The sequence below is a fragment of the Flavobacterium sp. HSC-32F16 genome (assembly GCF_024171645.1).
Classification (GTDB): Bacteria; Bacteroidota; Bacteroidia; order Flavobacteriales; family Flavobacteriaceae; genus Flavobacterium.
Genome location: NZ_JALKAC010000001.1, coordinates 802969 through 828737 on the forward strand (window position 1 = coordinate 802969; position 25769 = coordinate 828737).

General features: G+C 34.1%; 20 protein-coding genes. 4 read left to right on the plus strand and 16 right to left on the minus strand.

Going from position 1 to position 25769, the window contains the following annotated elements:
- Together L1276_RS03580 and tyrS are read left to right on the plus strand one after the other, a co-directional pair.
- Positions 1–1107: an NADH:flavin oxidoreductase gene (locus tag L1276_RS03580; RefSeq protein ID WP_253785529.1), complete on the plus strand. Its 1107-nt coding sequence runs from the start codon at positions 1–3 to the stop codon at positions 1105–1107.
- Positions 1108–1534: 427 nt separating this feature from the next.
- Positions 1535–2737 carry a tyrosine--tRNA ligase gene (tyrS, locus tag L1276_RS03585; protein ID WP_253785531.1) on the plus strand — a complete coding sequence of 401 codons (1203 nt, stop codon included), beginning with the start codon at positions 1535–1537 and terminating at the stop codon, positions 2735–2737.
- A 221-nt stretch (positions 2738–2958) separates the two neighbouring features.
- Here the strand turns inward: tyrS and L1276_RS03590 are convergent, their stop codons facing one another.
- The 6 genes from L1276_RS03590 to L1276_RS03615 all read right to left on the minus strand — a co-directional run bounded on the left by L1276_RS03590 (position 2959) and on the right by L1276_RS03615 (position 12943).
- Positions 2959–4086: an acyltransferase gene (locus L1276_RS03590; protein ID WP_253785533.1), complete on the minus strand. Its 1128-nt coding sequence runs from the start codon at positions 4084–4086 to the stop codon at positions 2959–2961.
- A gap of 61 nt (positions 4087–4147) precedes the next feature.
- Positions 4148–4795, minus strand: a complete 648-nt coding sequence (locus L1276_RS03595) for a DUF1349 domain-containing protein (RefSeq protein WP_253785535.1) — start codon at positions 4793–4795, stop codon at positions 4148–4150.
- A 240-nt stretch (positions 4796–5035) separates the two neighbouring features.
- The gene (locus tag L1276_RS03600; protein ID WP_253785537.1) at positions 5036–7252 is read right to left on the minus strand and encodes a glycoside hydrolase family 3 C-terminal domain-containing protein; all 2217 of its coding nucleotides are present in this window, start codon (positions 7250–7252) and stop codon (positions 5036–5038) included.
- A 205-nt stretch (positions 7253–7457) separates the two neighbouring features.
- Positions 7458–9101 carry a DUF6377 domain-containing protein gene (locus tag L1276_RS03605; protein WP_253785538.1) on the minus strand — a complete coding sequence of 548 codons (1644 nt, stop codon included), beginning with the start codon at positions 9099–9101 and terminating at the stop codon, positions 7458–7460.
- Positions 9102–9445: 344 nt separating this feature from the next.
- Complete coding sequence (locus L1276_RS03610; RefSeq protein ID WP_253785540.1) at positions 9446–11704, minus strand: acyl-CoA dehydrogenase; 2259 nt, start codon at positions 11702–11704, stop codon at positions 9446–9448.
- A 321-nt stretch (positions 11705–12025) separates the two neighbouring features.
- Entirely contained in the window at positions 12026–12943 is a 918-nt protein-coding gene (locus L1276_RS03615; RefSeq protein ID WP_253785542.1) for an EamA family transporter, read from the minus strand.
- Positions 12944–13039: 96 nt separating this feature from the next.
- On the opposite strand from L1276_RS03615, the gene L1276_RS03620 reads away from it, so the two are divergent.
- Entirely contained in the window at positions 13040–14464 is a 1425-nt protein-coding gene (locus L1276_RS03620) for a PLP-dependent aminotransferase family protein (RefSeq protein ID WP_253785544.1), read from the plus strand.
- A gap of 234 nt (positions 14465–14698) precedes the next feature.
- Here L1276_RS03620 and L1276_RS03625 read toward each other — a convergent pair whose 3' ends face one another.
- From L1276_RS03625 to aspA, 7 genes are all read right to left on the minus strand, one after another.
- Entirely contained in the window at positions 14699–15646 is a 948-nt protein-coding gene (locus tag L1276_RS03625; RefSeq protein WP_371924128.1) for a bestrophin family protein, read from the minus strand.
- A gap of 102 nt (positions 15647–15748) precedes the next feature.
- Complete coding sequence (locus L1276_RS03630; RefSeq protein WP_253785548.1) at positions 15749–16471, minus strand: hypothetical protein; 723 nt, start codon at positions 16469–16471, stop codon at positions 15749–15751.
- Positions 16472–16549: 78 nt separating this feature from the next.
- Positions 16550–17953 (minus strand): HAMP domain-containing sensor histidine kinase, encoded by a 1404-nt coding sequence (locus L1276_RS03635; protein WP_253785550.1) that lies wholly within the window; start codon positions 17951–17953, stop codon positions 16550–16552.
- Position 17954: 1 nt separating this feature from the next.
- Positions 17955–18629: a response regulator transcription factor gene (locus L1276_RS03640; protein WP_253785552.1), complete on the minus strand. Its 675-nt coding sequence runs from the start codon at positions 18627–18629 to the stop codon at positions 17955–17957.
- 295 nt (positions 18630–18924) lie between these two features.
- Positions 18925–19545: an outer membrane beta-barrel protein gene (locus L1276_RS03645; protein ID WP_253785554.1), complete on the minus strand. Its 621-nt coding sequence runs from the start codon at positions 19543–19545 to the stop codon at positions 18925–18927.
- Between the two features lie 113 nt (positions 19546–19658).
- Positions 19659–20933 carry a BamA/TamA family outer membrane protein gene (locus tag L1276_RS03650; RefSeq protein WP_253785556.1) on the minus strand — a complete coding sequence of 425 codons (1275 nt, stop codon included), beginning with the start codon at positions 20931–20933 and terminating at the stop codon, positions 19659–19661.
- A 151-nt stretch (positions 20934–21084) separates the two neighbouring features.
- On the minus strand, positions 21085–22494 hold the full coding sequence (aspA, locus tag L1276_RS03655; protein WP_253785558.1) for an aspartate ammonia-lyase: 1410 nt from the start codon (positions 22492–22494) through the stop codon (positions 21085–21087).
- A 158-nt stretch (positions 22495–22652) separates the two neighbouring features.
- Between aspA and L1276_RS03660 the strand changes: the two genes are divergently transcribed.
- Positions 22653–23231 carry a pentapeptide repeat-containing protein gene (locus tag L1276_RS03660; RefSeq protein ID WP_253786295.1) on the plus strand — a complete coding sequence of 193 codons (579 nt, stop codon included), beginning with the start codon at positions 22653–22655 and terminating at the stop codon, positions 23229–23231.
- 124 nt (positions 23232–23355) lie between these two features.
- On the opposite strand, the gene L1276_RS03665 is transcribed toward L1276_RS03660, so the two are convergent.
- The 3 genes from L1276_RS03665 to L1276_RS03675 all read right to left on the minus strand — a co-directional run bounded on the left by L1276_RS03665 (position 23356) and on the right by L1276_RS03675 (position 25677).
- Entirely contained in the window at positions 23356–23859 is a 504-nt protein-coding gene (locus tag L1276_RS03665) for a GNAT family N-acetyltransferase (protein WP_253785560.1), read from the minus strand.
- A gap of 2 nt (positions 23860–23861) precedes the next feature.
- Complete coding sequence (locus L1276_RS03670; RefSeq protein WP_253785562.1) at positions 23862–24902, minus strand: GMP reductase; 1041 nt, start codon at positions 24900–24902, stop codon at positions 23862–23864.
- Between the two features lie 181 nt (positions 24903–25083).
- Entirely contained in the window at positions 25084–25677 is a 594-nt protein-coding gene (locus L1276_RS03675; RefSeq protein ID WP_253785564.1) for a tRNA-(ms[2]io[6]A)-hydroxylase, read from the minus strand.
- Between the last annotated feature and the right edge of the window lie 92 nt (positions 25678–25769).

Genomic DNA, 25769 nt, shown 5'->3' on the forward strand with positions numbered 1-25769 from the left:
ATGAGTACAAACAACCTGTTTTCGCCATTTAACTTAAAAACGTTAAATCTGAAAAACCGAATCGTAATGGCGCCTATGACGCGCTCTTTTTCTCCAAACGGAGTTCCAACTGATGAAGTAGCTGCTTACTACCAAAAAAGAGCTGAAGGCGAAGTTGGTTTAATATTATCTGAAGGAACTGTGATTGACAGACCTTCATCATCAAATGATGCTAATGTACCGCATTTTCACGGAGATTTAGCTTTAAGCGGATGGAAAAAAGTAATCGAAGAAGTTCACGCTGCGGGCGGAAAAATGGGACCGCAGATCTGGCATATGGGAATTATGGACAATCATCATTCTGGATGGGTTCCGCCTGTTCCGTTTGAAGGTCCGTCTGGATTAAACCGTCCTGATTTTAGAAATGGTGTGGCTATGTCTGAAAAAGATATTGAAGATACTATTCTTGCTTTTGGTAAAGCTGCCGCTGATGCTAAAAGATTAGGTTTTGATACTATCGAAATTCACGGTGCACATGGTTATTTAATTGACCAGTTCTTTAGAGCCGAAACGAATTTACGTGAAGATATTTACGGCGGAAAAACATTGCCGGAGCGTAATCGTTTTGCTATTGAAGTAATAAAAGAAATCAGAAAACAAGTAGGAAATGATTTTGCTGTTATCATGCGTTTTTCTCAATTTAAACCTTCTGATTACAACTATAAACTGGCAAAAAATCCGCAGGAATTAGAAGCCTGGCTTACTCCTCTTGTTGATGCTGGTGTCGATATTATTCACGCTTCACAGCGTCGTTTCTGGGAGCCGGAATTTGAAGAATCTGATTTGAATTTTGCAGGCTGGGCTAAAAAAGTAACCGGAGCGCCAACAATTACTGTAGGCTCTGTTGGACTTTCTGGTGATTTCTTTGGTGCTTTTGCCGGAGAAAGTTCTGAGCCAACTTCTTTAGAGGAATTAAACAGACGTTTCGACAGAGGCGATTTTGATTTGGTTGCTGTTGGAAGGCCTCTTTTATCTGATCCTAACTGGGTTGCTAAAATTAAAGCAGGAAAAACAGATCAGTTAAAAGGTTTTAGCAAAGAAGCTTTAGGAGCTTTAGTTTTAGAATAAGTTTTTTAAAGATACTAAGACTCTAAGATTCTGAGGGACTAAGTTTTTTTATCTTTACTTGAAATAAAATAAGGGATAAACTTAATTGTTTATCCCTTATTTTTGAATACCATAACTAACAGAATTAAGAAATACAATATTTTAGAAAGGTTTGTAGAGACAACAGTTTTTTTAAAGACTAAGACTCTAAGATTCTGAGGTACTAAGTTTTTTTGAATAGCATAATTAAAAATTTTATCTTTGCAGTCATGAAATTCCTGAACAGCATATTACGCCTTCCTTTTTTCAGCACTTATTATTATGCAATAATATCTGCTCGGATAGGCTATGCATATAATTCAACGTATTCACAACTGTAAATTAGTATATAAATTATATAAACCTTAAAGCCCGGGCATTTTGTCCGGGCTTTTTTATTTTCAAAAAAATGGAAACAATTCAAAAACTTAAAGAAAACACCGCAATCTTCCTTCCGGAAAATGGTCTGGAAGAAAAATTAAATCAGGCTGAAAAAGAAAACAGAAAACTGATCATCAAATTAGGCTTTGACCCTACTGCTCCGGATTTGCATTTAGGTCATGCTGTTGTATTAAAAAAATTAAAACAATTTCAGGATTTAGGACATCAAATTGTGATTTTGGTAGGAAGTTTTACGGCCAGAATTGGCGATCCAACCGGAAAAAACAAAAGCCGAAAACCTTTAAACCCTGAAGAAGTGCGGCACAATGCTGAAACTTACATTACACAATTATCAAAAATTATTGATGTAGAAAAAGCACAGATAGCTTTTAATTCTGAATGGCTCGATGCACTTTCTTTTTCTGAAGTCATTCAGATTATGTCAAACGTAACGGTTGCACAGCTTATGCAAAGAAATGATTTTAACAAACGGTTTACTGAAAATACACCAATAGCCATGCATGAATTAGTTTACCCAATTTTGCAGGGTTTCGATTCGGTTAAAATCAATGCCGATATTGAAATGGGCGGTACAGATCAGCTTTTTAATTGCACGATGGGAAGACAATTGCAGGAAACCTTTAAAAAATCGCCGCAAATTGTAATGTGTATGCCTTTATTGAGAGGTTTGGACGGAAAGGAAAAAATGAGTAAATCCCTGAATAATATTATAGGTCTAACGGATGAACCTAACGAAATGTTTGGAAAAACAATGTCGATTCCTGATCATCTTATTGTAGAGTTTTTAGATTTAACTACTGATTTTACTTTTGATGAAAAACAAGAAATCAAAAAAAGGCTGGAACAGGAAAATCCAATGAACATTAAAAAATTGATTGCGAAAAATATCATTTCTCAATACCATGATACAAAAAGCGCTGAAGATGCTGAAGATTTTTTTATTAATCAGTTTCAGAGCAAAAACGTTGAAGCAAAATCATTTATCAAGGTTATGATTTCTTCTTTAGGATGTGAATCAGATAAAATGGCGCTTATTGATCTTTGTGCTTTAATTAAAAATGACATTACAAAATCGGCAAACAGAAGATTGATTGAAAGTGGTGCTGTACAGATTAATCACGAAAAAATTCTAAATCCGTACGAATTGATTCTGCTGGAAAAAGAAACCAAAATTAAAATAGGAAAACGAAATTTTTATGAATTGGTTTAAATTAATGTTTAAAAAAGCAAAAGTTCAGAGGACAAGGATTTTTCTTAATTGTGTTGGTTCTTAAAAAACAAAAGGGATGAAACAAAATGCTTCATCCCTTTCTTTGAAATTCCATAACTAACAAAATGTAGAAATTCAATATTTTCATTTAGATTCAGAATGGGAGGTTCAAAGGGACAAAGTTTTTCACTATGATCCTTTGCATCTTTGTCCCTTTGAACCTACACTACACTCCTTCTTTTCTGAAATTTATTCTGAAGCCAGTTACGAACAGGTTCATCATATAATTTTAAACATAAATAAGCCAAAACAATGCTGGCTATTAAAAGACCTATTCCTAACATATATCCTTCTTGCATTGTAACTTTATTATCTACAACCCAAGCGGTAAACCAATAAATTAACGGGTAATGTGTAATATAAATGGGATAGGAAATATCACCAAGCAGTTTACATATTCTGGCTGAAAATGCGCTTTTAATTTGTCCGCCTGCACCTATTGCTACGATTAACGGGAAGATTAAAATAATACAGAAAGATTCGTATAAACCATTCATCCATAAACTATTTTCGTCTCCAAATCTAGGCAGTGCCAAAACTATGGTAATTAAAATACTGCAAACCCAAAAAGCCCCTTTTAAGTGAATTAATTTACCTAAACGAGATAATAAAACTCCCGCAAAAAACGGATACAATAATCGGGTGAAACCCACATTCATTTGTTCCAGGTTTAATGACCATCCGCCAATAACATCTCCCTTAGGGCCGAAAACAGTATAGTTAATTAACAGTCCGGCAAATATCAGTACCAAAACCGACAGCACTTTATTCGAAAATTTGCGAAAAATTAGGGCGTACAAGATGTTAGCAATATATTCGAAAAAAAGTGACCATGCCGGACCATTTAAAGGATGCATTTCTCCCCACCCTCTAATTTCTAATGAAGGCGGAATTGGCAATAAGGTAAAACCAATTACCATGGTTACAATTAACTTCCAGACTTCCATTCCGGCAATTTGCGGAAATAATATATCTGAAGCCTGCAAATAATAAAAAATCGCTCCAATGATCATTCCCATGATTACCATTGGCTGTAAGCGAATTAATCGGCGTTTGTAGAATTCCCATTGTGTCATTTTCCCCCAGCGGTCGTCGTAAGCATACGCCACAACAAATCCTGATAAAAGAAAAAAGAAATCAACAGCTAAATATCCATGATTTATAATTTGTATAAAACGGCTGCCTCCGCTAAAAGCTTCGAAAATATGAAAAGCAACGACTAAAATAGCCGCAACTCCACGCAGACCGTCCAAAATTTCGTAATGTTTTTTTGGTTTAATGTCATTCATAATAATGGTTAATTATTAATTGTTATGGTTGGTTTATAATTGATTAATTCACAAGTAACAATTATTGGTGATTTTTAAGCCATTCTGATCTTCTCTGATCTGGTAAATGTTTTACGGTAAAGTTTTCAAATTTAGCTTCAAAACCTTTTCCGTCTGGAGAAGCCGCCATTAATCCAACTTGTACAGGCGTATTATCCTGTAAAGGTGCATTTCTGGTCATGATGTAGTTTTTATCATCAAAAGAATAGAATACCTCAACAGCATCTAATCTTCTAACCGCTTTAATCCACACAAAAGGCGGTGCTTTTTCTAGAGTTGTTACGCTCCAATCGCTTTTGTCGTGCGTTACAACTGTACTAATATTGAATTTACCATCAACAAATTCAACTCCGGTTTTAATGTAGTTTTTCTCGTCAACGCGAATCATTAATCCCATTTGGTCAAAACGAGCGATATAGTTTCCTGTAATTTTTACTTTGGTTTCGAATTCACCTCCATAAATGGCGTAGTAAAAAGGCGCATCATCAACCGTGAATCCGTAATGCGAAATTCTCCAGTAATCGCTGTTGGCAGTCACATTCATTATTAAGGCATTGTTTTTAATTTCCCATTTTTCAGGTTCATTAAACCACTGCATTTTATTCAGGCTTTGTGCCGAAAGGTTTTGTGCTAGAAATAAAGTTATTGCGCCAAGTAAAATTTTCTTCATTTTGTGTTTCTTTTTAAATCAATAAAGTGTTTTTATTTTTTACCATTAAGATATTAAGTTAATTAAGCTATGTACTTAATATTTTAGTCCATTCAAAATAATAAAAAACAGGCTTTCCTTTAATGATCCTTACTATCTTAATGGTAAAAAAAAACATCTAAGCGGTTAAATTTACAAAAGCAAAGCTGCAAATTTTTATACTTGCAGCTTTACAAACCAACCAATTTAGAAATAATGAAATTATTGAAGTGAGAAGCCCACTTTAGATTTTATATCTGTTGAAGATGCCCCAACAATTGCTTCAAAAGCTCCCGGTTCAGCAACCCAGTCGTGTTTTTTATCATCAAAGAAACTTAAAGCCGTTTTATCAATTGTAAACGTAACTGTTTTTTCTTCTCCCGCTTTAAGCGAAACTTTTTCAAATCCTTTTAATTCTTTTACCGGACGCGGTAATGAAGATTTTAAATCGCTTATGTAAAGTTGTACAACTTCAGATCCTTCTCTGCTTCCTGTATTTTTAACATTCACAGAAAATGTAATTCTATCGCTGCTTGAAACTTGTTTTTTATCAGCTGTTACTTTTCCGTATGCAAAAGTCGTGTAGCTTAATCCGTGACCAAAAGGGAACAAGGGTTTAATTTTGTTTTTATCAACCCAACGGTATCCAACAAAAATTCCTTCGTTGTATTTTACTTCATCTCCGCCCGGAAATTCTCCTAAAGCATGAGCTCCGTTATCAGCTAATTTTACTGGGAATGTAAAAGATAATTTCCCGGAAGGATTTACATCTCCAACTAAAACATTTGCGAGTGCATTTCCAGCTTCAGTACCTAAAAACCATCCCTGAACAATTCCCGGAACTTCTTTAGTCCAAGGCATTGCCACTGCATTTCCGGAAATATTTACGAAAACAATGTTTTTATTTACTTTCGCTAATTCGCTTATTAATTTATCCTGGCCATAAGGTAATTCTAAATGTTTACGATCATGTCCTTCGTCATCCTGATTTTCGCTTTTATTCAAACCTCCAATAAAAAGAACAATATCAGCATCTTTAGCCGCTTTTAAAGCTTCGGCAGTTAATTCAGCCTGCGGACGTTTTTCTTCTAAACTCACTTTAGCAATAACTCCGTTATAATTACTTGTTGGATCCCCAACATAACCACGAGCGTACACTATTTCAGCCTCATTTCCAATTCTTTTCTTTAAACCTTCAAGAGGTGTAATTTCATAACGTGCTTTTAGAGAAGAACTTCCTCCTCCTACAGTCATCATTTTAATTGCATTTTCACCAATTACTGCAATTTTCTTCGTTTTAGAAAGGTTAATTGGCAGAATATTGTTTGTGTTTTGCAATAAAACAATTCCTTCTTCAGCAATCTTACGCCCCGCATCTGCGTGTTCTTGTGTTCCAAAAGATCCAAAAGGACGGTTTCTATCCATTGTAGTCAGGAAAGACAAACGTAAAATGCGACGTACTTTTTCATCTAATTCTTTCGTTCCTATCTCGCCTTTTCTAATCATTTCTGAATACGGTTTTGCTAAATAGTAATTGTCATAAGCATTACTTGTTCCCCACGAAAGTCCATTTGTCCAAGAACCAAATTCCATATCCAAACCATTGTGGATAGCTTGTTTAGTATCATTTACACCTCCCCAGTCAGAAACTACAACACCTTTAAAACCCCATTCTCCGCGAAGAATATCGTTTAATAAGTATTCATTGTGGCAGCATTGCTGTCCTTTATATTTATTGTAAGATCCCATAATTGACCAAACATCACCTTCCTGAACTGCTGCCTTAAAAGCCGGCAGGTAAATTTCATACAAGGCGCGATCATCAACAACTACGTTTACAGAATTACGATTTGTTTCCTGATTGTTTAATGCGAAGTGTTTTACGCAGGCTGCAACACCGTTTGCCTGAACACCTTTAATATAAGGAACAACCATTTTTGATGCTAAAAACGGATCTTCTCCCATATATTCGAAGTTACGACCGTTTAATGGACTTCTGTAAATGTTTACTCCAGGTCCTAATAGTACGTTTTTGTTTCGGAAACGTGCTTCTTCTCCAATGGATTTTCCGTATAAAGAAGACAATTCTTTATTCCATGTTGAAGAAAGTGCTGTTAAAGCCGGGAATGCAATACAAGAGTCATTTGTCCATCCTGCCTGATCCCATTCGTCCCATTTTACTTCGGTACGAATTCCGTGAGGTCCGTCGGTCATCCAGTTTTCCGGAATTCCTAAACGTTTCACACCAGGTGAACTAAATTTTGACTGCGCATGAATCATGGCAATTTTTTCTTCGGTTGTCATTCGCTTAAGCGCATCTTCTACACGCTCATTAATTGGCTTTTTATCATCAAGATAAACCGGAACTTTATTTTGTGCATTCAACCCGAATGAACTCAATAAAACTAAAACAACGATTGTTTTAACGTTTTTAAACATAACTATTATTTATTTAAGCATTCAATTTAATTAAAGATACTAGTGGTCATCTGTACCTTTTAATAATATTGTAAAGCTAAAACGTTATAGTTTGTTTTGAATTTTTAAACGAAAAAAAGTAGTGACTTAAAAAATTAAAATATTGATTATCAATTTTTTAATAAAAAATATACACCAAAAAAAGTAGTGATTTTAAAATAAATCTTTAGATTTTCAATGTAATTAAACCTATTTTTATGACCATTTCTTCGAAATCGTTTCGAGAAACAGCCGCTTTATTTCGAGCTCTGGTTCTATAGTTGTAAATTGTGCTTAAAGAATAACGAAGAAATGCTGCTATCTTAACACTATCTGTAATTCCAAGTCGGATTAAAGCGAAAATACGAAGTTCAGTATTTAGTAATTCTCCTTGTTTTAAAATGATCTGTTCTTCTTTAATTAAAAGTGCGTTGAAGTCTTTTACAAAAGTGGGATACAAATTCAGGAAAATAATATCAAAGTTTTTATACAATTCTTCAAGTTCATTATCAACCAAAGTTGTTGACTTTAGCATTTTATAAATTTCATCAAACTGTTTGGCCGTTGCTTTTTTGTTTAAGATGATTCGGTAATTCTCCAGCTTATTGATATAAGTAGAACAAAGGCTGAAAAAATGCGCAATATATTCCTCTTTAATATGATTTGATTCTGATAATTGCGCGTTACGTTCCTGCAGCTGGTTATTAGTTTCGGTAATTTCCTCATTTAATTTCGCTAATTTCTGACTGGTTTCATACAATTCACCTCGAATTCTCGAAACTTTTTTCATTTGTTTATAAACGTAAATGACGGCTGCAATTAAAAATGCCGATAATAAACTGATACACAAAAGATACAATTGCAATTCGGTTTTTCGCTTGGCTTCTTTTTCTAAATAAACTGTATTAATAATCGAATATACTTCTGACATTAAAAGTGTGCGGAATTGCACATTACAATACAAAGCATCTTCGATTGCCGATTGTGTAAGTTTATACGCCATATCAACATCACCAATTTCATAAAAAACTAATGCCAGTTCCTGCAGTGAAGCATTGTCTTTATTTGCATTTTTAAGATCGGCTGTAGCCGAAAGTGCAAAATATTTTTTTCTAAGTTCAAGCTGATGTGTAATTTCATAAATACTACCCAATAAATAGGTAATCATAGCATACTGCGGATCATCTTCTTTTACCTTATCTAATAAAATCATCAACTGCTTTTGAGCATTTCCCAGTTGTTTTCGAGACATACCCTGCTGAATCTTAGTGATTTTATAGTTTAAAGTATTAGGATCTAAGACAGTTAACAAAGAATCACGGTATTTTTGTATTTGATGAAGGTATTTTATATCATAACTATTTGCAGCATAATGTTCAAAAAATTCGCGATAAGCAATATAATATGCAGGAAGCAGAGATACCGGCAGTTTCTTTTTATCTATACTTTTTATCAGTGCCTCAGATTCGCGGTATTTTCCTGATGAAGAATACAGTGTTACCAATTGTAGATTAGCCAAATCTTCCAATTCTTTATTTTGAAGCTGACTGGCAATTTTTAAATTCTTTTTGACATAAAATATCGCCGAATCTGAATTGAATTTTTGGTATTCTATATATAACGTTTTGTTGTAATTGTATTCCTGCTCTTTAGTTAAGTTATCTGATTTAATTTTTTTGAAGTTTAAAATACGCTCTTCTTTCAGCCTTACATAATGTTCCTTATTTTTTAAAGCAAAATTGAGCTTAGTTAAAATAATATCAGTACTATCCGATGCAAAAACAGGAAAGCAGATAAGAACGATGAAAAGAAACTGAAATAGATTTTTCAAACTAATTAAAAGATAAATGAAACGTACAAATATAATAAAGTGAAAACAGAAAAAACACTTTATACTATGAATATTCAGGATTTCGAAAAATCAAATTACTATAATAAAAACAATGATTTATACTTTTATGGTATAAGAAAAAATTACAACAAAATATAAGTGCTATAAAAAAAGTTACAAAAATTAAAAATAATTGCTATTCTCCACAATCTTGCCATTCCTAAGAACGTAAACCTTTGTGTTGTTCTTAATTAAAAGAAAAAAGCTTTGTCAAAGTTTTAAACTCTGACAAAGCCTATCAAAAAAACTTAATAAATCTTATATTATTATTCTGATGTAAAAAACTAAACCGCAATTGGCGCAGCCAGACAGCTTTCAGGAATATCAAAAGCATTTACTAAGGCCACTGCATCAGGACGAATATCCCAGCAAAGCTGATTTACAATTTTACGGACTGCTTTGGTTTTCACAGCTTCCATATAACCGTCTTCCAAATACCAGGCTTTGTTTTTTTCTATCTGCGAAAGCGCATATAATTGGTATAATTTTGTCAATATTTGTTTTGATTTTTCGTCTTCGATTGCTTTAACTGCTTCCTGAAACTGCTCTAAAACAATGCGTTCCAAATAAGCCTGAGCCACATCAATCATTTGATGCTGCACAACATTAAAAGCATCATAAGCTTCTAAACCGCCGTCGACCAATTTTTTGATACGTCTTGCTGCAGATGCCAGAATCGTTTTTTCTCTGTGTACAAAAGCCTGCAGATGAAATTCGGCGTCAAGCAAATGTTCATCGTCTGTTTTACGTGTCGCAATTGGATTTTTTTCTGTAATAGCGGTTTTGGCATTTTCGTAGACATAATTTATGATTCCTAAAGATCCCATTTCACCAAAAGCCTTTCTGAATTCTGATAAACGATTTTTTGCTACTAATTGCATTAAAACGGTATTATCACCTTCAAAAGTGGTGTAAATTTCAGTATCATTTTTTAAAGCGTCGATTCTGTTTTCAGATAAATAGCCTTTTCCGCCGCAAGCTTCACGACATTCCTGCAGAATATCTCTTGTACTCCAGGTTGAGTATGATTTCATACCGGCTGCAAGAGCTTCAATTTCCTGCATTTCTTCTTCTGTTTTATTCAAAAATCTTTTGGTAAGATATTGAAGTGCAAAATGAACGGCATAGGTTTTAGCTAAATGTGGTAATAATCTGCGTTGGTGCATTCTATAATTTAGAATTGGAACTTCAGATCCGCCTTCGGGACCAAATTGTCGACGCTGATCACTGTAACGAATGGCAATTGTTAATCCAGATTTGGCTGCAGCCAAAGCCGAACGCGGAATACCAATTCTTCCTCCTACCAAAGTTCCTAACATGGTAAAAAATCTTCGGTTATCACTCGGAATTGGGCTTTCGAATTCGCCTTTATCGTTTACAGAAGCAAAACGATCCAGCATATTTTCTTTCGGAATCACTACATTATCAAAACTAATTGTTCCGTTATCAACGCCATTTAATCCCATTTTATGGCCACAGTCTCCAATTGTAACACCGTTTACAGTATTCCCGCTTGTATCGCGCAAAGGCACCACAAAAGCATTTACGCCATAATCATGATCGTCGATAATTAATTTAGCAAAAACCGTTGCCATTTGCCCGTGAACTGCTGCGTTTCCAATATATTCTTTCTGAGCATTTTTATTTGGTGTATGAATTGTAAAAGTCTGATTATTATGACTATATGTTGCTGTGGTTTCAAGCCCTTTTACGTTCGATCCGTGATGTGTTTCGGTCATCGCAAAACAACCCGGAAGTTTTAATGAACCAATATCTTTTAAATATTTAGCGTAATGTTTTTCGGTTCCGAGAGACTGAACGCTCATTCCCCAAAGCCCAAACTGAACACCAAATTTTATCACTAAACTTAAATCGTGATAACTAAGCGTTTCCATAATAGCAAAATAATCTTCTACATTGCCTCCTCCTCCGTGTTCCTTTGGATAGGCCATATTTCCCAGGTTTTCATCGGCTAGAATTTTACACCAATTGTAAACCGTTTGACGGAAAACGTTTATATCTGTAGACGTTTCGTAAGCAAATTCAGGTCGGGAAATAATAGATTTTACCTTTTTTATGATGGGTGCTTCTTTTCCGTCCAGAAATTCAGTTATTTTCTGAATATCAAAATTGCTTGTTGTCTGCGAATTTGCGGTAAAAGAATGTGCTTTTGTTTTGAAATTTTGAAGTGCTTCTTCGCCTAAAATTCCAAGATCATTTTCAAGTTTTGTGAAATCTGATTCTATGGATGAAATATCCAAATCTTTATCCGAAAGTGCCAGGGCAATATCAAAAATAGACTTTATAGACGATCTATCCTGAATACTTTTTTCAATATCCAGTTTCCATTGTGCGAGTTCATTTCGCGAAGGCGGATTTGAAATATCAACTTTTGAAATAAGATATTCTTGTTCTTCGGCTGAAAGTGCTTTTTGGGATTTTATAAATTCTTTTAGTGTTGTGAATTCCTTTTGAGTCAAAAGATCATCAGACCACACTAAATAAAACAACGGAGTAAAGGCTTGAAGTTTAGCTGGTTTCATATAATAGAGATTCGGTTTTTATTTTGTTTTTATTTTTTGCCGCAGATTATACAGGTTAAAGGGATTTTTTTAGCAGCGAATTACACAAATTTCCACGAATTCAAATTGTTTAAGAATTAGTTTGAATTCGTGGAAATTTGTGTAATTCGCTGCTAACTTTCTACGCGAAGAAAATAATTCTTTTAGTCTGTATAATCTGTGGCATACATTTCATTTTACTGCATAAAAAAACAGGAATGAAAAATACTCATTCCTGTTTAATATTCCTGTTAAGATTCTCGTAATTTTATACCTTAAACCAATAAAAAATACAAGATTAACTTAGTGAGAATCTTTAGACGACAGGATATATTTCTGTTTTATAGCAAAAATATGATGTGAATTAAAAACTAACACTGCAATAAAAATAATGCCGTAAGCACTGATTTGCAAAGCACTGATTTTTTCGTGATAGACAAAATTTGCCAATAAAAAAGCAATCATCGGATTTATATTTAGCAACATTCCAACTGTTGATGAGTTAATTCCTGAAAGCGCGTACAAGTTTAGGAACAACGGAATGATTGTAAATGCAATGGCGATGGTTTCTATACAGAAATAAAATTTAAATTCAGTTGGAATTGACCCGCTGTATTCCGGGTAAAATGGAAATAATAAAATGGCTGCCAAAGTAATATGAAAAGTCAACACAATAAATCTGTCAAAACCTTTATTAACACGCTGACTTACAAGGTAACAAGCATAGGTTAAGCCAATTATAATACTAAAAAACATATCCATAATATCGGCATACGATAAAAGCAGACATCCCAGAATACTTAGACTTACAGCAATCCACTGCGTTTTAGCGAGTTTTTCTTTTAAAATGAAAAAGGCCAGCAGAGTGGTTAAAATAGGGCATACTAAATAGGCTAAAGAAGTAGCTTTTACACTAACGTGATTCATTACATAAATGAAAGTAAACCAGTTTGCCATTAAAAAAAAGCTGCCGCCAATGTTTAACAAAACTGCTTTTTTCTTTTGTAAATCAGATAAGGATTTGAAAATGGTAATGGTTTCCTGAAATGCTTTTCTTTTGAACAAAAAAGTAATTAAAAGCATTAAAATACTACAACTGAAAACACGGTAAAACAAAATATCGAGCGCCGGATATTCATGAATTGGTTTTAAAACCAAACTGAAAAATCCCCAAACAGTATAGGCAGTAATAGCGGCAATGTAGTATTTTGTGGTTTTCACGACAGTTTTATGTTTTTTAGAAGAGGCAAATTTCTTAAAAAATAAAATAGCAATACAGATACAGTTTTTGTAAATTGCAGCATAACAGTTTATTTTATGAAAAGCTCAAATTACTTGTATCTTCAATTTGCAGACGTTATCGAAAAACAGATAAAGTCCGGACTTTTAAATGTTGGCGACAAACTCCCATCGATACGGGAAGTCTGTGCAGAAACGGGTTACAGCATGAGTACGGTAAGCAAGGCCTACTATGAAGTTGAAAGCAGATCGTTGATTGAATCGCGTCCGCAGTCTGGTTATTATGTAAGTAATATTTCGGCGCGAACTATTCCCGAGCCATCGGCCAGTACACCAATTTTGAGTGTCGAAAATATTGAACGCGAAGATTTAGTCGACTTGGTTTATGGCGATATGCGTAAAAAAGATCTCACGATGCTTTCGCTTGGTTTTCCTTCAAACGAACTGCTTCCAATTGCAAAACTGAATAAAGGAATGGTTCAGGCGATGCGTCAATTACCAAACAGCGGCACCAGTTATGAGGAAATTCAGGGAAACAGTAATTTAAGAAAAGAGATTGCGCGCTGGTCTTTTACCTGGGGCGGTTCTTTGACTGAAGAAGATATTATTACAACTCCAGGCTGTATTTCGGCTATTTCAGATTGTTTACTGGCTTTGACAAAACCGGGAGACACAATTATTACCGAAAGTCCGGTGTATTTTGGGATTCTGCAGCTGGCTCGTTCTTTGGGTTTATATGTAATGGAACTTCCAACTAATATGACAACTGGAATTGAACTGGAAGCGGTTAAAAAAACACTTGCAGCAAACAAAGTTAAAGCTTGTGTTTTGATGAGTAATTTCAGCAATCCGTCCGGAAGCATGATGCCAAACGAACATAAAAAGGAAATTGTACGTTTAATGGATTTTTACAATGTTCCGTTAATTGAAGATGATATTCACGGCGATTTATACTTTGGCGCAAGCCGTCCAACCAGTTGTAAAACCTATGACGAAAGCGGGATTGTACTTTGCTGCAGTTCGGTTTCTAAAACTCTGGCACCGGGTTACCGCGTTGGATGGGTTTCTCCCGGAAAATTTAAAAAAGAAATCCTGAGAACAAAATTATATCATACGATCTCCTCTCCTACTATTACGCATGAAGTGGTAGGCGATTTTTTAAAGAACGGACGTTATGAAAATCATCTTCGTAAAATCCGTCAAATTTTGAACCGAAATTGTAATAATTACATCAATACTGTTTTAGAATCTTTTCCGGCAGGAACAAAAGTAAGTCAGCCACAAGGCGGATTTTTCCTTTGGGTCGAATTGGATAAAAAAATTGACACTGCTGCTTTTTATCATTTGGCTCTTAAGCATAATATAAGTATCGCACCAGGAAGGATCTTCTCTTTTCAAAATCAATTTTCGAATTGCATGCGTTTGAGTTTTGGGCTTCCATGGACGAATGAATTACGTGAATCTATTCGAACTTTGGGGAGGTTGGCAGCGAAAAGTATTTAGAAAATTTTCTAAACACATATAACGTAGTTTTTCTCTGTCAATAAAGACGTTTTTCACTTATACTAAACACACATAGCTATATTTTAAAATCCAGATTTTTTCAATTATCTTTTTATTTGCAATGTAGTATGCTTATTTATAGGTATTTAAAAGTAAGTTTTATATAAAAAAACCGGACAGTGCAACTACTCACTATCCGGCCAACAATTAATTAAAGAGACCAAAATTAAAACGTTATAAAACGAAATAAGCGTCTTTTTCGACTTTCTTAGGTTCGTCGTTTAGATCAAATTCTTTCAGAATATCAAATTCGCTTTGATATTCATTCAGCATTTGCTTGATATTTTTTTCAATTGTATTGGCAATTGTGGTAACAGGCGTATCTGTTGGTCTATTTTCAAACGGATCCTGTAAATGAATAGCCATTCTTTCGATCAAAAAGAAAGCACCGCCAATTGCTGTAATCAACGGAATCGCAAACCAGCTTAATACACTTGTTAACCCAAATGGGAGTAGTAAAATAAATAAACACAAAGTCAATCTAATATACATACTGTATGTAGTTGGGAAAATCGTGTTTTTAATTCTCTCGCATTTCCCCATTTCATCGCATAATCGCGATAATGTATTATCGATTTCAACTTGTTGGTACATATTGATTTTTTTCTCGATTTTAGCATTTCGAAGATCACGTGCATGAAGCATCAAAATAGCATTTGGAACATTTTGATGATTTTTGATGTATTTTATTTCTTCATCACTCATTAATCCTTTTAATGGCTTTATAGCGTCTCGGTTTCTAAGCGACTGTCCTAAACTATAACACCATGCTATTTGCCTTTTAGCAAAGTTTTCTTTGAATTCACTTGCTTCAACAGAAAAATCCGGGTCTTTATAAAACGTCAAAACCTGACGAATTAAGGTTCTGGAATCGTTTACAACTGCTCCCCAAACAATGCGGGCTTCCCACCAGCGATCATAAGCCTGATTTGACTTAAAAGCTAATAATAAGGAAATAATGGTTCCAATCATGGTTGGAATCGCAATTGGAATATCTACGGGAAGTGTTACAAAATAGTGATGAAATATTTCAAATAGTACGGTGTAAGCCAATACCAGAAGGATTTCTACTTTAATTTTCCCGAGAACGTACTTCATTGGTATTCTTTTTCTTAATAACATATTTTCGGTTTTAAATTAAATTAATATTATCTAGTCCTTAGCAATTAGTCAAAAAGCGATTTGTCTTTAGGATCAATTCTATTCACTAATTACTACAAAGATTTAAACTGTTTCTTCATACAATGAAAGTACGGGAAGTCCCAGTTTTTCATTAATGTCTTGTTTTTTTACTTTTTTAAATTTGATTTTTTCGCCTTTACGGGTTTCTACCAGTAAATCAATTTCGTATTTTGAAATCGCTTCAGTCAAATAAGGCGCTACTTCTTCATAATTGTCATCAATCTTTGAAGTCTGGCTTACAATTTCATACGAGAAATTCTCGTTTAAATATTGCTGCACATCTTTTATGTGTACATTGGCACTGCTGTTTTCGATATAAAGTGCTTTTGTAAAATCTTGTTTGAACTGCTCGTTTCCTAAATGCAGAATCGGACATTTTTGATTGGCCGCTAACTGCACTAAATATTGGTGAATGCGTTTCGTTTCTTGTTTATAAGAATAGGTCAGAATGACTAATTTTACAGTAAAATGTTCGATGATTCCTCTAAAGATAGGAGATGAAAGTCCGTATTGATTGTGGATTTTGATTTTGCAGTTTTTAGTATGATCAATCATATATCTGCAGGTTTCGAGAACTTCTTCCTGACTTTTGGTAAGTCCGGTTCTCATTTCTCTTAAAAAATTAGAGGACGAAAATGCATCCGGAGTATCAGAAACCATCATTAAAACAATCTCGCAGTCTGATTCTTTTGCCTGACTAATTGCTGATTTTACAGCAGAAATTGTATCATCTTTTAAAGTAGTAGGTATAAGGAAATTTTTCATATGTACACTCTTTATAGTTTATACATACAAAATAACTCCCTGTAAATTAGAAGAGTCTTAATCTTAAATTAGATTTTTCTAAGATTCAACATTAGATTTTTTAATGTTGTGCTTTTTAAGATTTGTTTTCTTAAAGATGATTGTTACAATGGTGCCTTTATTTTGTTCCGATTGTACTTGTATTTCGCCATCGTGCATACGAATGATCTTTGAAGCCAATGGAAGTCCTAAGCCGTAGCCTATATATCGGGCTGCAATTTTCCCTCTAAAGAAAGGTTCATACAAATGCGGAATATCTTCAGGCGGAATTCCAATCCCGATATCATTAATCGAAATTCGTATCGCATCCTGATTTGCCGAAAGCGTTACAAATACCTCATTATTATCTGAATATTTAACACCGTTGGTAATAATATTATTTATTGCCAGTTCTAAAAGCGGTTTATTACAAGGAATTAAAAGCAGATTAGAATCTTTTGGCGCAAAATTCATTTTAATGCTGACACGATTATCCGGGAAAATTTTATCTAAATCTGATTTTACTTCCAGTAATAATTCATCAATTCTGGCAATATCCAAAACCTGTTTATTTCCATCGTAACCTGTTTGCGTCAATTTCAATAGACTTTCGGTCAGGTTTCCTAATCTTGAAGCCTGACTGTAAATATTTTGTAATGACTCAACGTATTCTGCTACTTCACGTTCTTTAAGAAGCATAATTTCAGACTCGGCAATAATGGTTGTAATTGGCGTTTTTAATTCGTGTGAAGCATTATTAATAAAGTTGGCCTGAATTTCAAAAGAGGTTTCAAGCCTGTCCAGCATATCGTTGAAGGTTTCTGTAAGATCTGAAATTTCGTCAGAGTTTTTAACAGCTGGTAGTCGATTATGAAGATTGGAAGCGCTGATTCGATTTACTTCTTTAGTGATTCTCGCCACAGGATTAATAACTCGCTTTGCCAGAAATCGTCCTAAAAAGAAAGCCAAAAGTATAAATGCAATACCTCCAAAAGCCAATATTTTGATAATATAAACAGTCGTAGTTTTTCCTCTGCGATCACGTGCACCAATAATTACAATATATTTTTGATCTCTTTCTGTAAAAACCTGTCCAAGATAATATTTGCTGTTAACTTCAAAATAGTCCTCGCCGGTAGCAAGAATATTCGAATAAAACTTATTTGGAAGATTTAATTTGGTATTATAATCAAAACTATTGGCACTGTTGATTTTAAGAACATATTCTTCTTCTTCAATCAGTTCTTCCAGTCCGTTTTTCTTTAAGTTACTGTAATATTTGATTTTTTCCGGATCGTGCTGAAAATGAATGGAAGCTACAATTTTTGCACGGTCTTCAAGCCTTTTTAAGAAATGATAACGGTTGTTTTCTCTAAATAAAACGAATACTACTATACTCAATAGCAAGGTACTAAAGGTAGAAAGGGCTACGTAAGTAAAAGTAATTTTTTTTCTAATATCCATTTTATGGCTTTATAACATAACCTAAACCTTTCATGGTATGAATAAGTTTGGTTTTAAAAGGTTTGTCCACTTTTTTTCTTAAATACGTAATATATACATCGACTACATTGGTATTCATATCAAAATTAATATCCCAAACGTTATCTAAAATCTGATCGCGGGAAACAATTCTTCCGGCATTTTTACCTAAATAATATAGTAATTTAAATTCTTTTGCCGTTAAAATAATCGATTCTCCCTCTCTTTTTACAGTTTTGGCACGTCCGTTTATTTCTAAATCACCAATAGTAATCACATCAATTTTATCCGTTTCCTGATGTGCTCTTCTGTTCAGGGCATTTACACGGGCATCAAGTTCCCCAAATTTAAAAGGCTTTACCAGATAATCATCGGCCCCTGAATTAAGTCCCGTTACAATGTTTTCCGAAGTTCCTAAAGCCGTCAAAAGTAAAATAGGTACAAAGTTTTTACTGGCGCGAAGCCTTCTGCAAATCTCGATTCCGTTAATATCCGGCAGCATTACGTCTAAAACAACAACATCAAAGTTATAATTGTGAATCATTTCCAGGGCAGTTGTCCCATCCATAGCCACACTTACTTCGTTGTTATTTTCGGCAAATCCCTTACGTAAAATCGATAAAAGATTTGGTTCATCTTCGACTATTAGTAACTTCATATTAATTTGTATATACAACAAAAATAAGGATTGAGTTCAAAAATAGTATTCATAACAGTTGTAAATTATGATTTAATTATGAACATTTATAATGGAACATAAAAAAAGCAGCCTCATTTAGCTGCTTATTCTTACTTATAAGTTATATACGTTGTAGTTAATTAAACACATAAAAACATAGATTTTGTTACTAATAAAATGATGTGTTCTTTATTTTAATTTTATCAACTATTAGAGTCTATGTTTCTATGTGTTAAATAGTATTTTATCATTATCTAATGAATTAAATTCTTTTCTAATTTTTAAAATTAAAACTCACAACGGCTCCAAGTCCAAATTGAAAAGTAGAAATATAATCATCAACCGCAACGGGTCCAACCCAATACGACCAATAATAGCTCTCTCCAACTGCTGCCGACATCGATTGTAAATAAGCGTTAAGATTAACAGAAACTGATGAAGCCGTTTTAATTTTGACTCCGCCCTTTACATCCCATGCAAAATAAGTACCACTTCCGCCCTGAGGCGATTCTACAATACCAACCCCGGCACCGGCACCCAAATAAGGCAGAAGATTAGATCCTGTATCAAAATAATGGGTAAAATCTGCAAGAATGTAATTAAAAGTTCCTTTATCGTTTCCAGCATTTCTCTGAATTCCTGCTTGGTCATAAAAAGGTATTTTTACATCTGATCTTAAATACTTTACCTCAACTGAGTTGTTTGTTGAAAAGAAATACTCAAATCCTGCTCCGTATTGAAATCCATCTTCAATTGTTGCAGAATAACCATCATAATCCAGCTCATCCGAAAAGTTATAACCACCATACAAATTAAGTGAAAAAGATCTCGCATCCTGAGCCTGTATTCCTATCGCCGACAGGAACACAACTAATAATAAACTGTACTGTTTCATAAATCATTGTGTTTGAAAGTTAAATGGTATGTTAAAATTAAGGTTTTTCTCTCAAACAACAATGCAAAACACACAAAATCAATTACTTAATAAAACAAAACACAATTACATATTCAAAAAGTTTCACCTGCATTAAGATAAAATCCTTTCGAATTATTTCCCCACGCATTATCGACAACTAAATTTGTACGTGTTTTTTTGTCGATTAAAATTCGGAGACCAAGACCTGCTGCAGGCTGGATAGAATGAAATAGTGAAACATTATTATCAGAATTACTAGCCGTTACAAAATTGGTAAAAACTGCACCGCTCAGCATTTGATTGCAGGTTATAGGAAACCTAAATTCTGTAGAAAGATAAATAAGTCCGTTCCCCCTGAATAATCCCTGAGTATAACCTTCTCCGCTCCTGCTTCGCTGATCCCACCCAATTGCAGGCAGGTTTAAATACGGAACTTCACCTCTGGTTACAAATTGTCCGTAAGCCCAGATTCCAAGAATATATCGATCATTTTTTCGCGAAAGCGGAATAAAATTTCGATATTCTGCATATAAAATATTACTATACTTTTGATTATCAAACAACACAGGATTAAAACGATAATTGATATTGGCAAACCACCCTTTAGAAGAATTTACCTGATTATCCCGAGAATCGTAAACGAGATTAAAACTTATACCGGTGAGAAAATATTCTAAATCATCAAAACCGTGCTTCTGGCTGTAATTATAATGGTAGGTTAAATTTCCATTTTCAATATCTAATTCTTTATCCTTAATATTGGTATACCAATCTATATTGATGCCTCCGCCAACATAAAAATTCTTCCTTACTTCGAATGAAGCCGTTTGGTGAAATTTGAAATAATTATAATCCATTTCCTGAGCGAGGGAATCAATACTAAAACCCGGTTCCTGATCGCGACGGGGCGGAATTATATCGGTCCCTAAACCATAATTGGGCTGTGAGAATATATACATCCGATAATCACCGCTTAAAAATATCCGGTTGTTTTTGAGCAGAATATTATTTTTTACATTAATCATCCACTGTTTTTTGAGCGTGTAAATAACACCCAGATTGGCAACTGAATATTTATCTGCTTCTTGTTTTCCTTTGAAAGTATATTGTGCAACGGCACCAAAAAAGAATCCGGTTGCTGGCTGTGAACCAATTGCAGGAATTACCAAAAAAAAATTGTTTTTGGTTGGTTTAACTATTAAAGTCGAATCACTTTTTTTAAAGATTTCGAAAATGGTTTTGGGCGGACAGATTTCTTTTTTCTGAGAATTTATTTCGGTTTGAGCAGTTACATATAATGGAAATGTAAAAAGCAAAACCGCAATTTTAATTTTGTGACGTAAAAAAGCGTTGTTTAAGAATTTCACTTTTAAAAAGTTTTATTTTTTACTAAAACAAGATTCAAACCTATTGTAAATATAATTCATTTTCAACACTTTACACAACTTCATTTTAACAAATAACAAAAAAAGCCGTCAATTTATCGACGGCTTGTTATTATATTTTTTATAACTAATGTTACTTTGTGATAAATTTTGGATGAATTAAATTTTCTAAAGAATAGATTTCATCCCATTTTTCCTGTGTAATAAGCTTTCTTTCCAAAACGGCAATTTGATGCACACTTTTATTTGTTTTCAAAGCCTCACCTGCAATACTGGCACTTTCTTCATAACCAATAATTGGATTTAATTGTGTAACGATTCCAATGCTGTTCATTACCATATTATAACAATGGTCAACATTTGCAGTGATTCCATTAATACATTTATCGATTAAAGTCTGGATCGCATTTGAAAGATAATCAAGCGATGTAAACATCGCAAAAGCAATTACAGGTTCCATAACATTCAATTGTAATTGTCCCGCTTCTGCCGCCATAGTAACGGTTAAATCCTGACCAATTACATAAAAACAAGTTTGGTTTACCACTTCTGGAATTACCGGATTTACTTTTCCCGGCATAATCGACGAACCTGGCTGGCGAGCTGGTAAATTAATTTCGTTTAAACCTGTTCTTGGACCTGAACTCAACAATCGTAAATCGTTACAAATTTTAGAAATCTTAACCGCAGAACGTTTTAAGGTTCCCATAATCTGCACATATGCCCCAGTATCAACTGTAGCTTCGATTAAATCTGGTGAAAGCGTTAACGGAATTCCAACTTCTTTAGCCAAATAAGCCACACAAATTTCAGGATATCCTTCTGGCGCATTTACTTTTGTTCCAATGGCTGTTGCGCCCATATTGATTTCCAGCAATAATTCCTGAGCATTTTTTAAGCGTAGAATATCTTCTCCAATTGTAGTCGCATAAGCTTTAAATTCCTGACCTAATGTCATTGGCACCGCATCCTGAAGCTGGGTTCTTCCCATTTTCAAAACTTCTTTAAACTCCTCTCCTTTTTTAGCAAAAGCTGCTTCTAAATCAGAAAGTGTTTTAATAAAGCTTTCCATTTTTAAATACAAAGCAATTCTAAATGCCGATGGATAAGCATCGTTTGTAGATTGTGAACAGTTTACATGATTGTTTGGATGAAGAAAATTGTATTCGCCTTTTTTATGACCAAGATATTCCAGTCCAATATTTGCGATTACTTCATTGGCATTCATATTTACAGAAGTTCCTGCACCGCCCTGAATTAAATCACTTACAAATTCCTTATTAAATTTTCCTGCAATAACCTGATCGCTTCCGTAGCAAATGGCTTCGGTAATCTTAGCATCAAGCGCTCCGCAGTCTTTATTGGCAAGAGCCGCTGCTTTTTTTACATATCCTAAAGCTTTGATAAACAAAGGCTCTTTTGAAATAGGAATGCCCGTAATATTAAAATTTTCTACCGCTCTAAAAGTTTGGATTCCGTAGTATAAATGATTAGGTATTTCTAATTCTCCTAAAAAATCATGCTCCTTTCTTGTTGGTTCCATATAATAAAATTGATATGTTTTAACTTAAAAAATAAGTGTAAAGCTACATCAAATTATGGATTAAAAATGAGATTGAAATCAAAATGATTTGCGATTTAAGAAGAATATTTTGTTCTAAATTATTACCTTTTCAGCCTCAAATAATTATCGAAACAGAGTTGAAAAAAGAAAGCGAATATTTTCTTGATAAAGAATATAGTACAATTATTTACGCCAAAGATGATCTTAATTTTAAAGATTTCGAATGCTGCGTTTTTAATAATTGCAACTTTTCTGCCTGCACTTTTTTAGCCGTTACTTTTATCGATTGCGTTTTTAATGACTGTATTTTCAGCGAAGCCAAAATTAATTACGTAGCTTTTAGAACCGTTACTTTTAATCGATGTGAAATTAAAGAAGTGAATTTCGCCATGTGCGATAAACTGATTTTTGAAGTTCGCTTTAATGACTGTATTTTGGATTTCTCCAAATTCTATACTTTAAAATTAAAAGGAACTCCTTTTACCAATTGCAGTTTAATAGCGGTAGATTTCATGGCCGCAGATTTGACTGGAGTTGTTTTTGATAATTGCGATTTGTATCGCTCAGAATTTAACAAAGCCATCGCCAACAAAGCCGATTTTAAAACGAGTTATAATTATACTATTGATCCGTCTAAAACTAAATTAAAGAAAGCTGTTTTTTCTTTGAAAGAATTGAAAGGACTATTGTTTACACATGATATTGTTGTGAGTTAATTTGATAAATTCGTAGTATTTGTCATTCCGAGGAACGAGGAATCACACTCGAAACTCGACAAAGATTGGCGATTTACTTTGCGGAATACTAGTGTGATTCCTCGTTCCTCGGAATGACAAAACACTATCGTAATATGTTTTTCCCCATCAGATAATCCTCCATTAAAAACCCATTCCCAATTTCTATATCAACTGTTCCTTTAATTTCAAAACCAATCTTTTTGTAGAAATTTAATGCCACATTAAAACGGTTTACATTTAATAACAGGACTAATGAGTTGTTCTCTAAAGCTGACTTTTCAATAAATTCAAAAACTTTTTTACCATATCCTTTTCCTTGTGTTTCCGGCAGAAGATATATTTTATGAATTTTAGTTACAGCGGTATTTTCGTAGTTATGCTCAATTCCAATAAAACCAATTACTGATTCTGAATCTGAAACCAAATAAAATAATTGTTCTTTATTCTGAATTTGTTTTGAAAGAGCTTCATTAGAATAAATTAAATCTAACATATAATCTAACTGTTCTGCGGTCAAAATTCCGCCATAGGTTACAGGCCAGGTTATGTTTGCAATTTCTTGAATTTTAGTAATATCTTCAACAAATGCTTCGGTAATTGTAATCATATTTATTTTGTAAAAACTTGATTTTCCTGCTCGCTTACGCGGATGAAAGTCGTTCGTTTTGTTAATTCTTTTAATCTAGAAGCTCCTACATAAGTACAGGTACTTCTAATTCCACCTAATATATCTAAAACAGTATGGATTACATCTCCTTTAAACGGAACCTGAACTGTTTTTCCTTCACTTGCTCTGTATTCTGCAACGCCGCCAGAATGTTTGTCCATAGCGGTTTTAGAACTCATTCCGTAAAACTGTTTGAATTTTTCGCCTTTTACTTCAATCAGCTCTCCTCCGCTTTCTGTATGTCCGGCAAGCATACCGCCTAACATTACAAAATCGGCTCCGGCTCCAAAAGCTTTGGCTACATCGCCCGGAGTTGAGCATCCGCCATCGCTGATAATATGCCCTCCTAAACCGTGAGCTGCATCAGCACATTCAATAATGGCAGATAACTGCGGATAACCAACGCCTGTTTTAACACGTGTTGTACAAACAGAACCTGGTCCAATTCCGACTTTTACAATATCGGCGCCAGCCAAAAGTAATTCTTCGGTCATTTCTCCTGTAACTACATTTCCGGCAATAATGATTTTATCTGGATATTGTTTTCGGGTTTGTTTTAAGAACTGAACAAAATGCTCCGAATAACCATTGGCAACGTCGATACAAATAAACCTCAATAACGGATTTGCTGTAATAACTTTGCCAATTTTCTCGAAATCTTCTTTTCCAGTTCCGGTGCTTATCGCTATATGATTGTAGAAATCCGGCGTTACATTTTTCAAAAAGCTATTCCATTCTTCTAAAGTATAATGTTTGTGGATGGCGGTAAAAAGCTTTTCTTTTGCCAAAACCTGAGCCATTTCAAATGTTCCAACCGTATCCATATTGGCACCCATTATCGGAATTCCTTCCCAAGATGCTGTGCTGTGCAAAAATTTAAAGTTCTGTTCTAAAGAAACTTCAGATCTGCTTTTTAGTGTTGATCTTTTTGGTCTAAACATCACATCTTTAAACCCTAATTTTAGGTCCATTTCTATTCTCATCGTTCGAGATTTTGGTTACTCTCAAATATAGGGAATTTTAGATTTTAGATCGAAGATATTAGATTAACAAAAACTCGAACTTGTGAACAATTACTGACTTGAGTTTGCGATAGCGCTTTTTAATTTCACAAAGATTCACAAAGTAAAACTGAAAACCGCCACTGCGACTGAATACTAAAAATTAACCGTGAATCGTCTCTCCTTTACCGTAATTGGTAATAATAGATTCTTCAAATTCTAACCATTCTCTCCAACGCTTTTCAACGTCGATTCCCGTTCCGTATTTTCTTGCGTAGGTGATGAATGTGGTGTAATGTCCGGCTTCACTTTCCATTAATTCTCTGTAGAAAACGGCTAATTCTTCGTCCTGAATATTTTCAGATAAAACCTTGAAACGTTCACAGCTTCTGGCTTCGATCATGGCTGAGAATAATAATCTTTCTACAAGACCAGAAACACGGCTTCCGTCTCCGCTTTTTTTCATATATTGGTATAGTTCGTTTACGTAATCATCTTTACGTTCGCGTCCTAGTTTTAGTCCTCTTTTGATGATAATATTGTGAACCTGCTCAAAATGATCTATTTCTTCTTTGGCTAAAGCCAATAAATCTTTTACCAAATCCTGATGTTCAGAGTTATTGGTGATAATTGTAATTGCGTTTGTTGCTGCTTTTTGCTCGCACCAAGCGTGATCCGTTAGAATTTCTTCTATGTTTTTCTCAACGATATTTACCCATCTTGGGTCGGTTGGCAATTGTAATCTTAATACGCCCATTTTTTTTTAAGTCTTAAAGTTTGAAAGTCGAAAGTCATAAAGTCATTGGAAAACCTTAAAAGAAAAATCGAAGATCAAAAACTAAAGATAGA

Coding starts and splice junctions, on each gene's coding strand:
- L1276_RS03620 (WP_253785544.1), top strand. CDS start 13,040: ATGAAAAGCTCAAATTACTTGTATCTTCAATTTGCAGACGTTATCGAA.
- L1276_RS03640 (WP_253785552.1), bottom strand. CDS start 18,629: ATGAAGTTACTAATAGTCGAAGATGAACCAAATCTTTTATCGATTTTA.
- L1276_RS03675 (WP_253785564.1), bottom strand. CDS start 25,677: ATGGGCGTATTAAGATTACAATTGCCAACCGACCCAAGATGGGTAAAT.
- L1276_RS03645 (WP_253785554.1), bottom strand. CDS start 19,545: ATGAAACAGTACAGTTTATTATTAGTTGTGTTCCTGTCGGCGATAGGA.
- L1276_RS03625 (WP_371924128.1), bottom strand. CDS start 15,646: ATGTTATTAAGAAAAAGAATACCAATGAAGTACGTTCTCGGGAAAATT.
- L1276_RS03665 (WP_253785560.1), bottom strand. CDS start 23,859: ATGATTACAATTACCGAAGCATTTGTTGAAGATATTACTAAAATTCAA.
- L1276_RS03610 (WP_253785540.1), bottom strand. CDS start 11,704: ATGAAACCAGCTAAACTTCAAGCCTTTACTCCGTTGTTTTATTTAGTG.
- tyrS (WP_253785531.1), top strand. CDS start 1,535: ATGGAAACAATTCAAAAACTTAAAGAAAACACCGCAATCTTCCTTCCG.
- L1276_RS03635 (WP_253785550.1), bottom strand. CDS start 17,953: ATGGATATTAGAAAAAAAATTACTTTTACTTACGTAGCCCTTTCTACC.
- L1276_RS03590 (WP_253785533.1), bottom strand. CDS start 4,086: ATGAATGACATTAAACCAAAAAAACATTACGAAATTTTGGACGGTCTG.
- L1276_RS03595 (WP_253785535.1), bottom strand. CDS start 4,795: ATGAAGAAAATTTTACTTGGCGCAATAACTTTATTTCTAGCACAAAAC.
- L1276_RS03600 (WP_253785537.1), bottom strand. CDS start 7,252: ATGTTTAAAAACGTTAAAACAATCGTTGTTTTAGTTTTATTGAGTTCA.
- aspA (WP_253785558.1), bottom strand. CDS start 22,494: ATGGAACCAACAAGAAAGGAGCATGATTTTTTAGGAGAATTAGAAATA.
- L1276_RS03630 (WP_253785548.1), bottom strand. CDS start 16,471: ATGAAAAATTTCCTTATACCTACTACTTTAAAAGATGATACAATTTCT.
- L1276_RS03670 (WP_253785562.1), bottom strand. CDS start 24,902: ATGAGAATAGAAATGGACCTAAAATTAGGGTTTAAAGATGTGATGTTT.
- L1276_RS03580 (WP_253785529.1), top strand. CDS start 1: ATGAGTACAAACAACCTGTTTTCGCCATTTAACTTAAAAACGTTAAAT.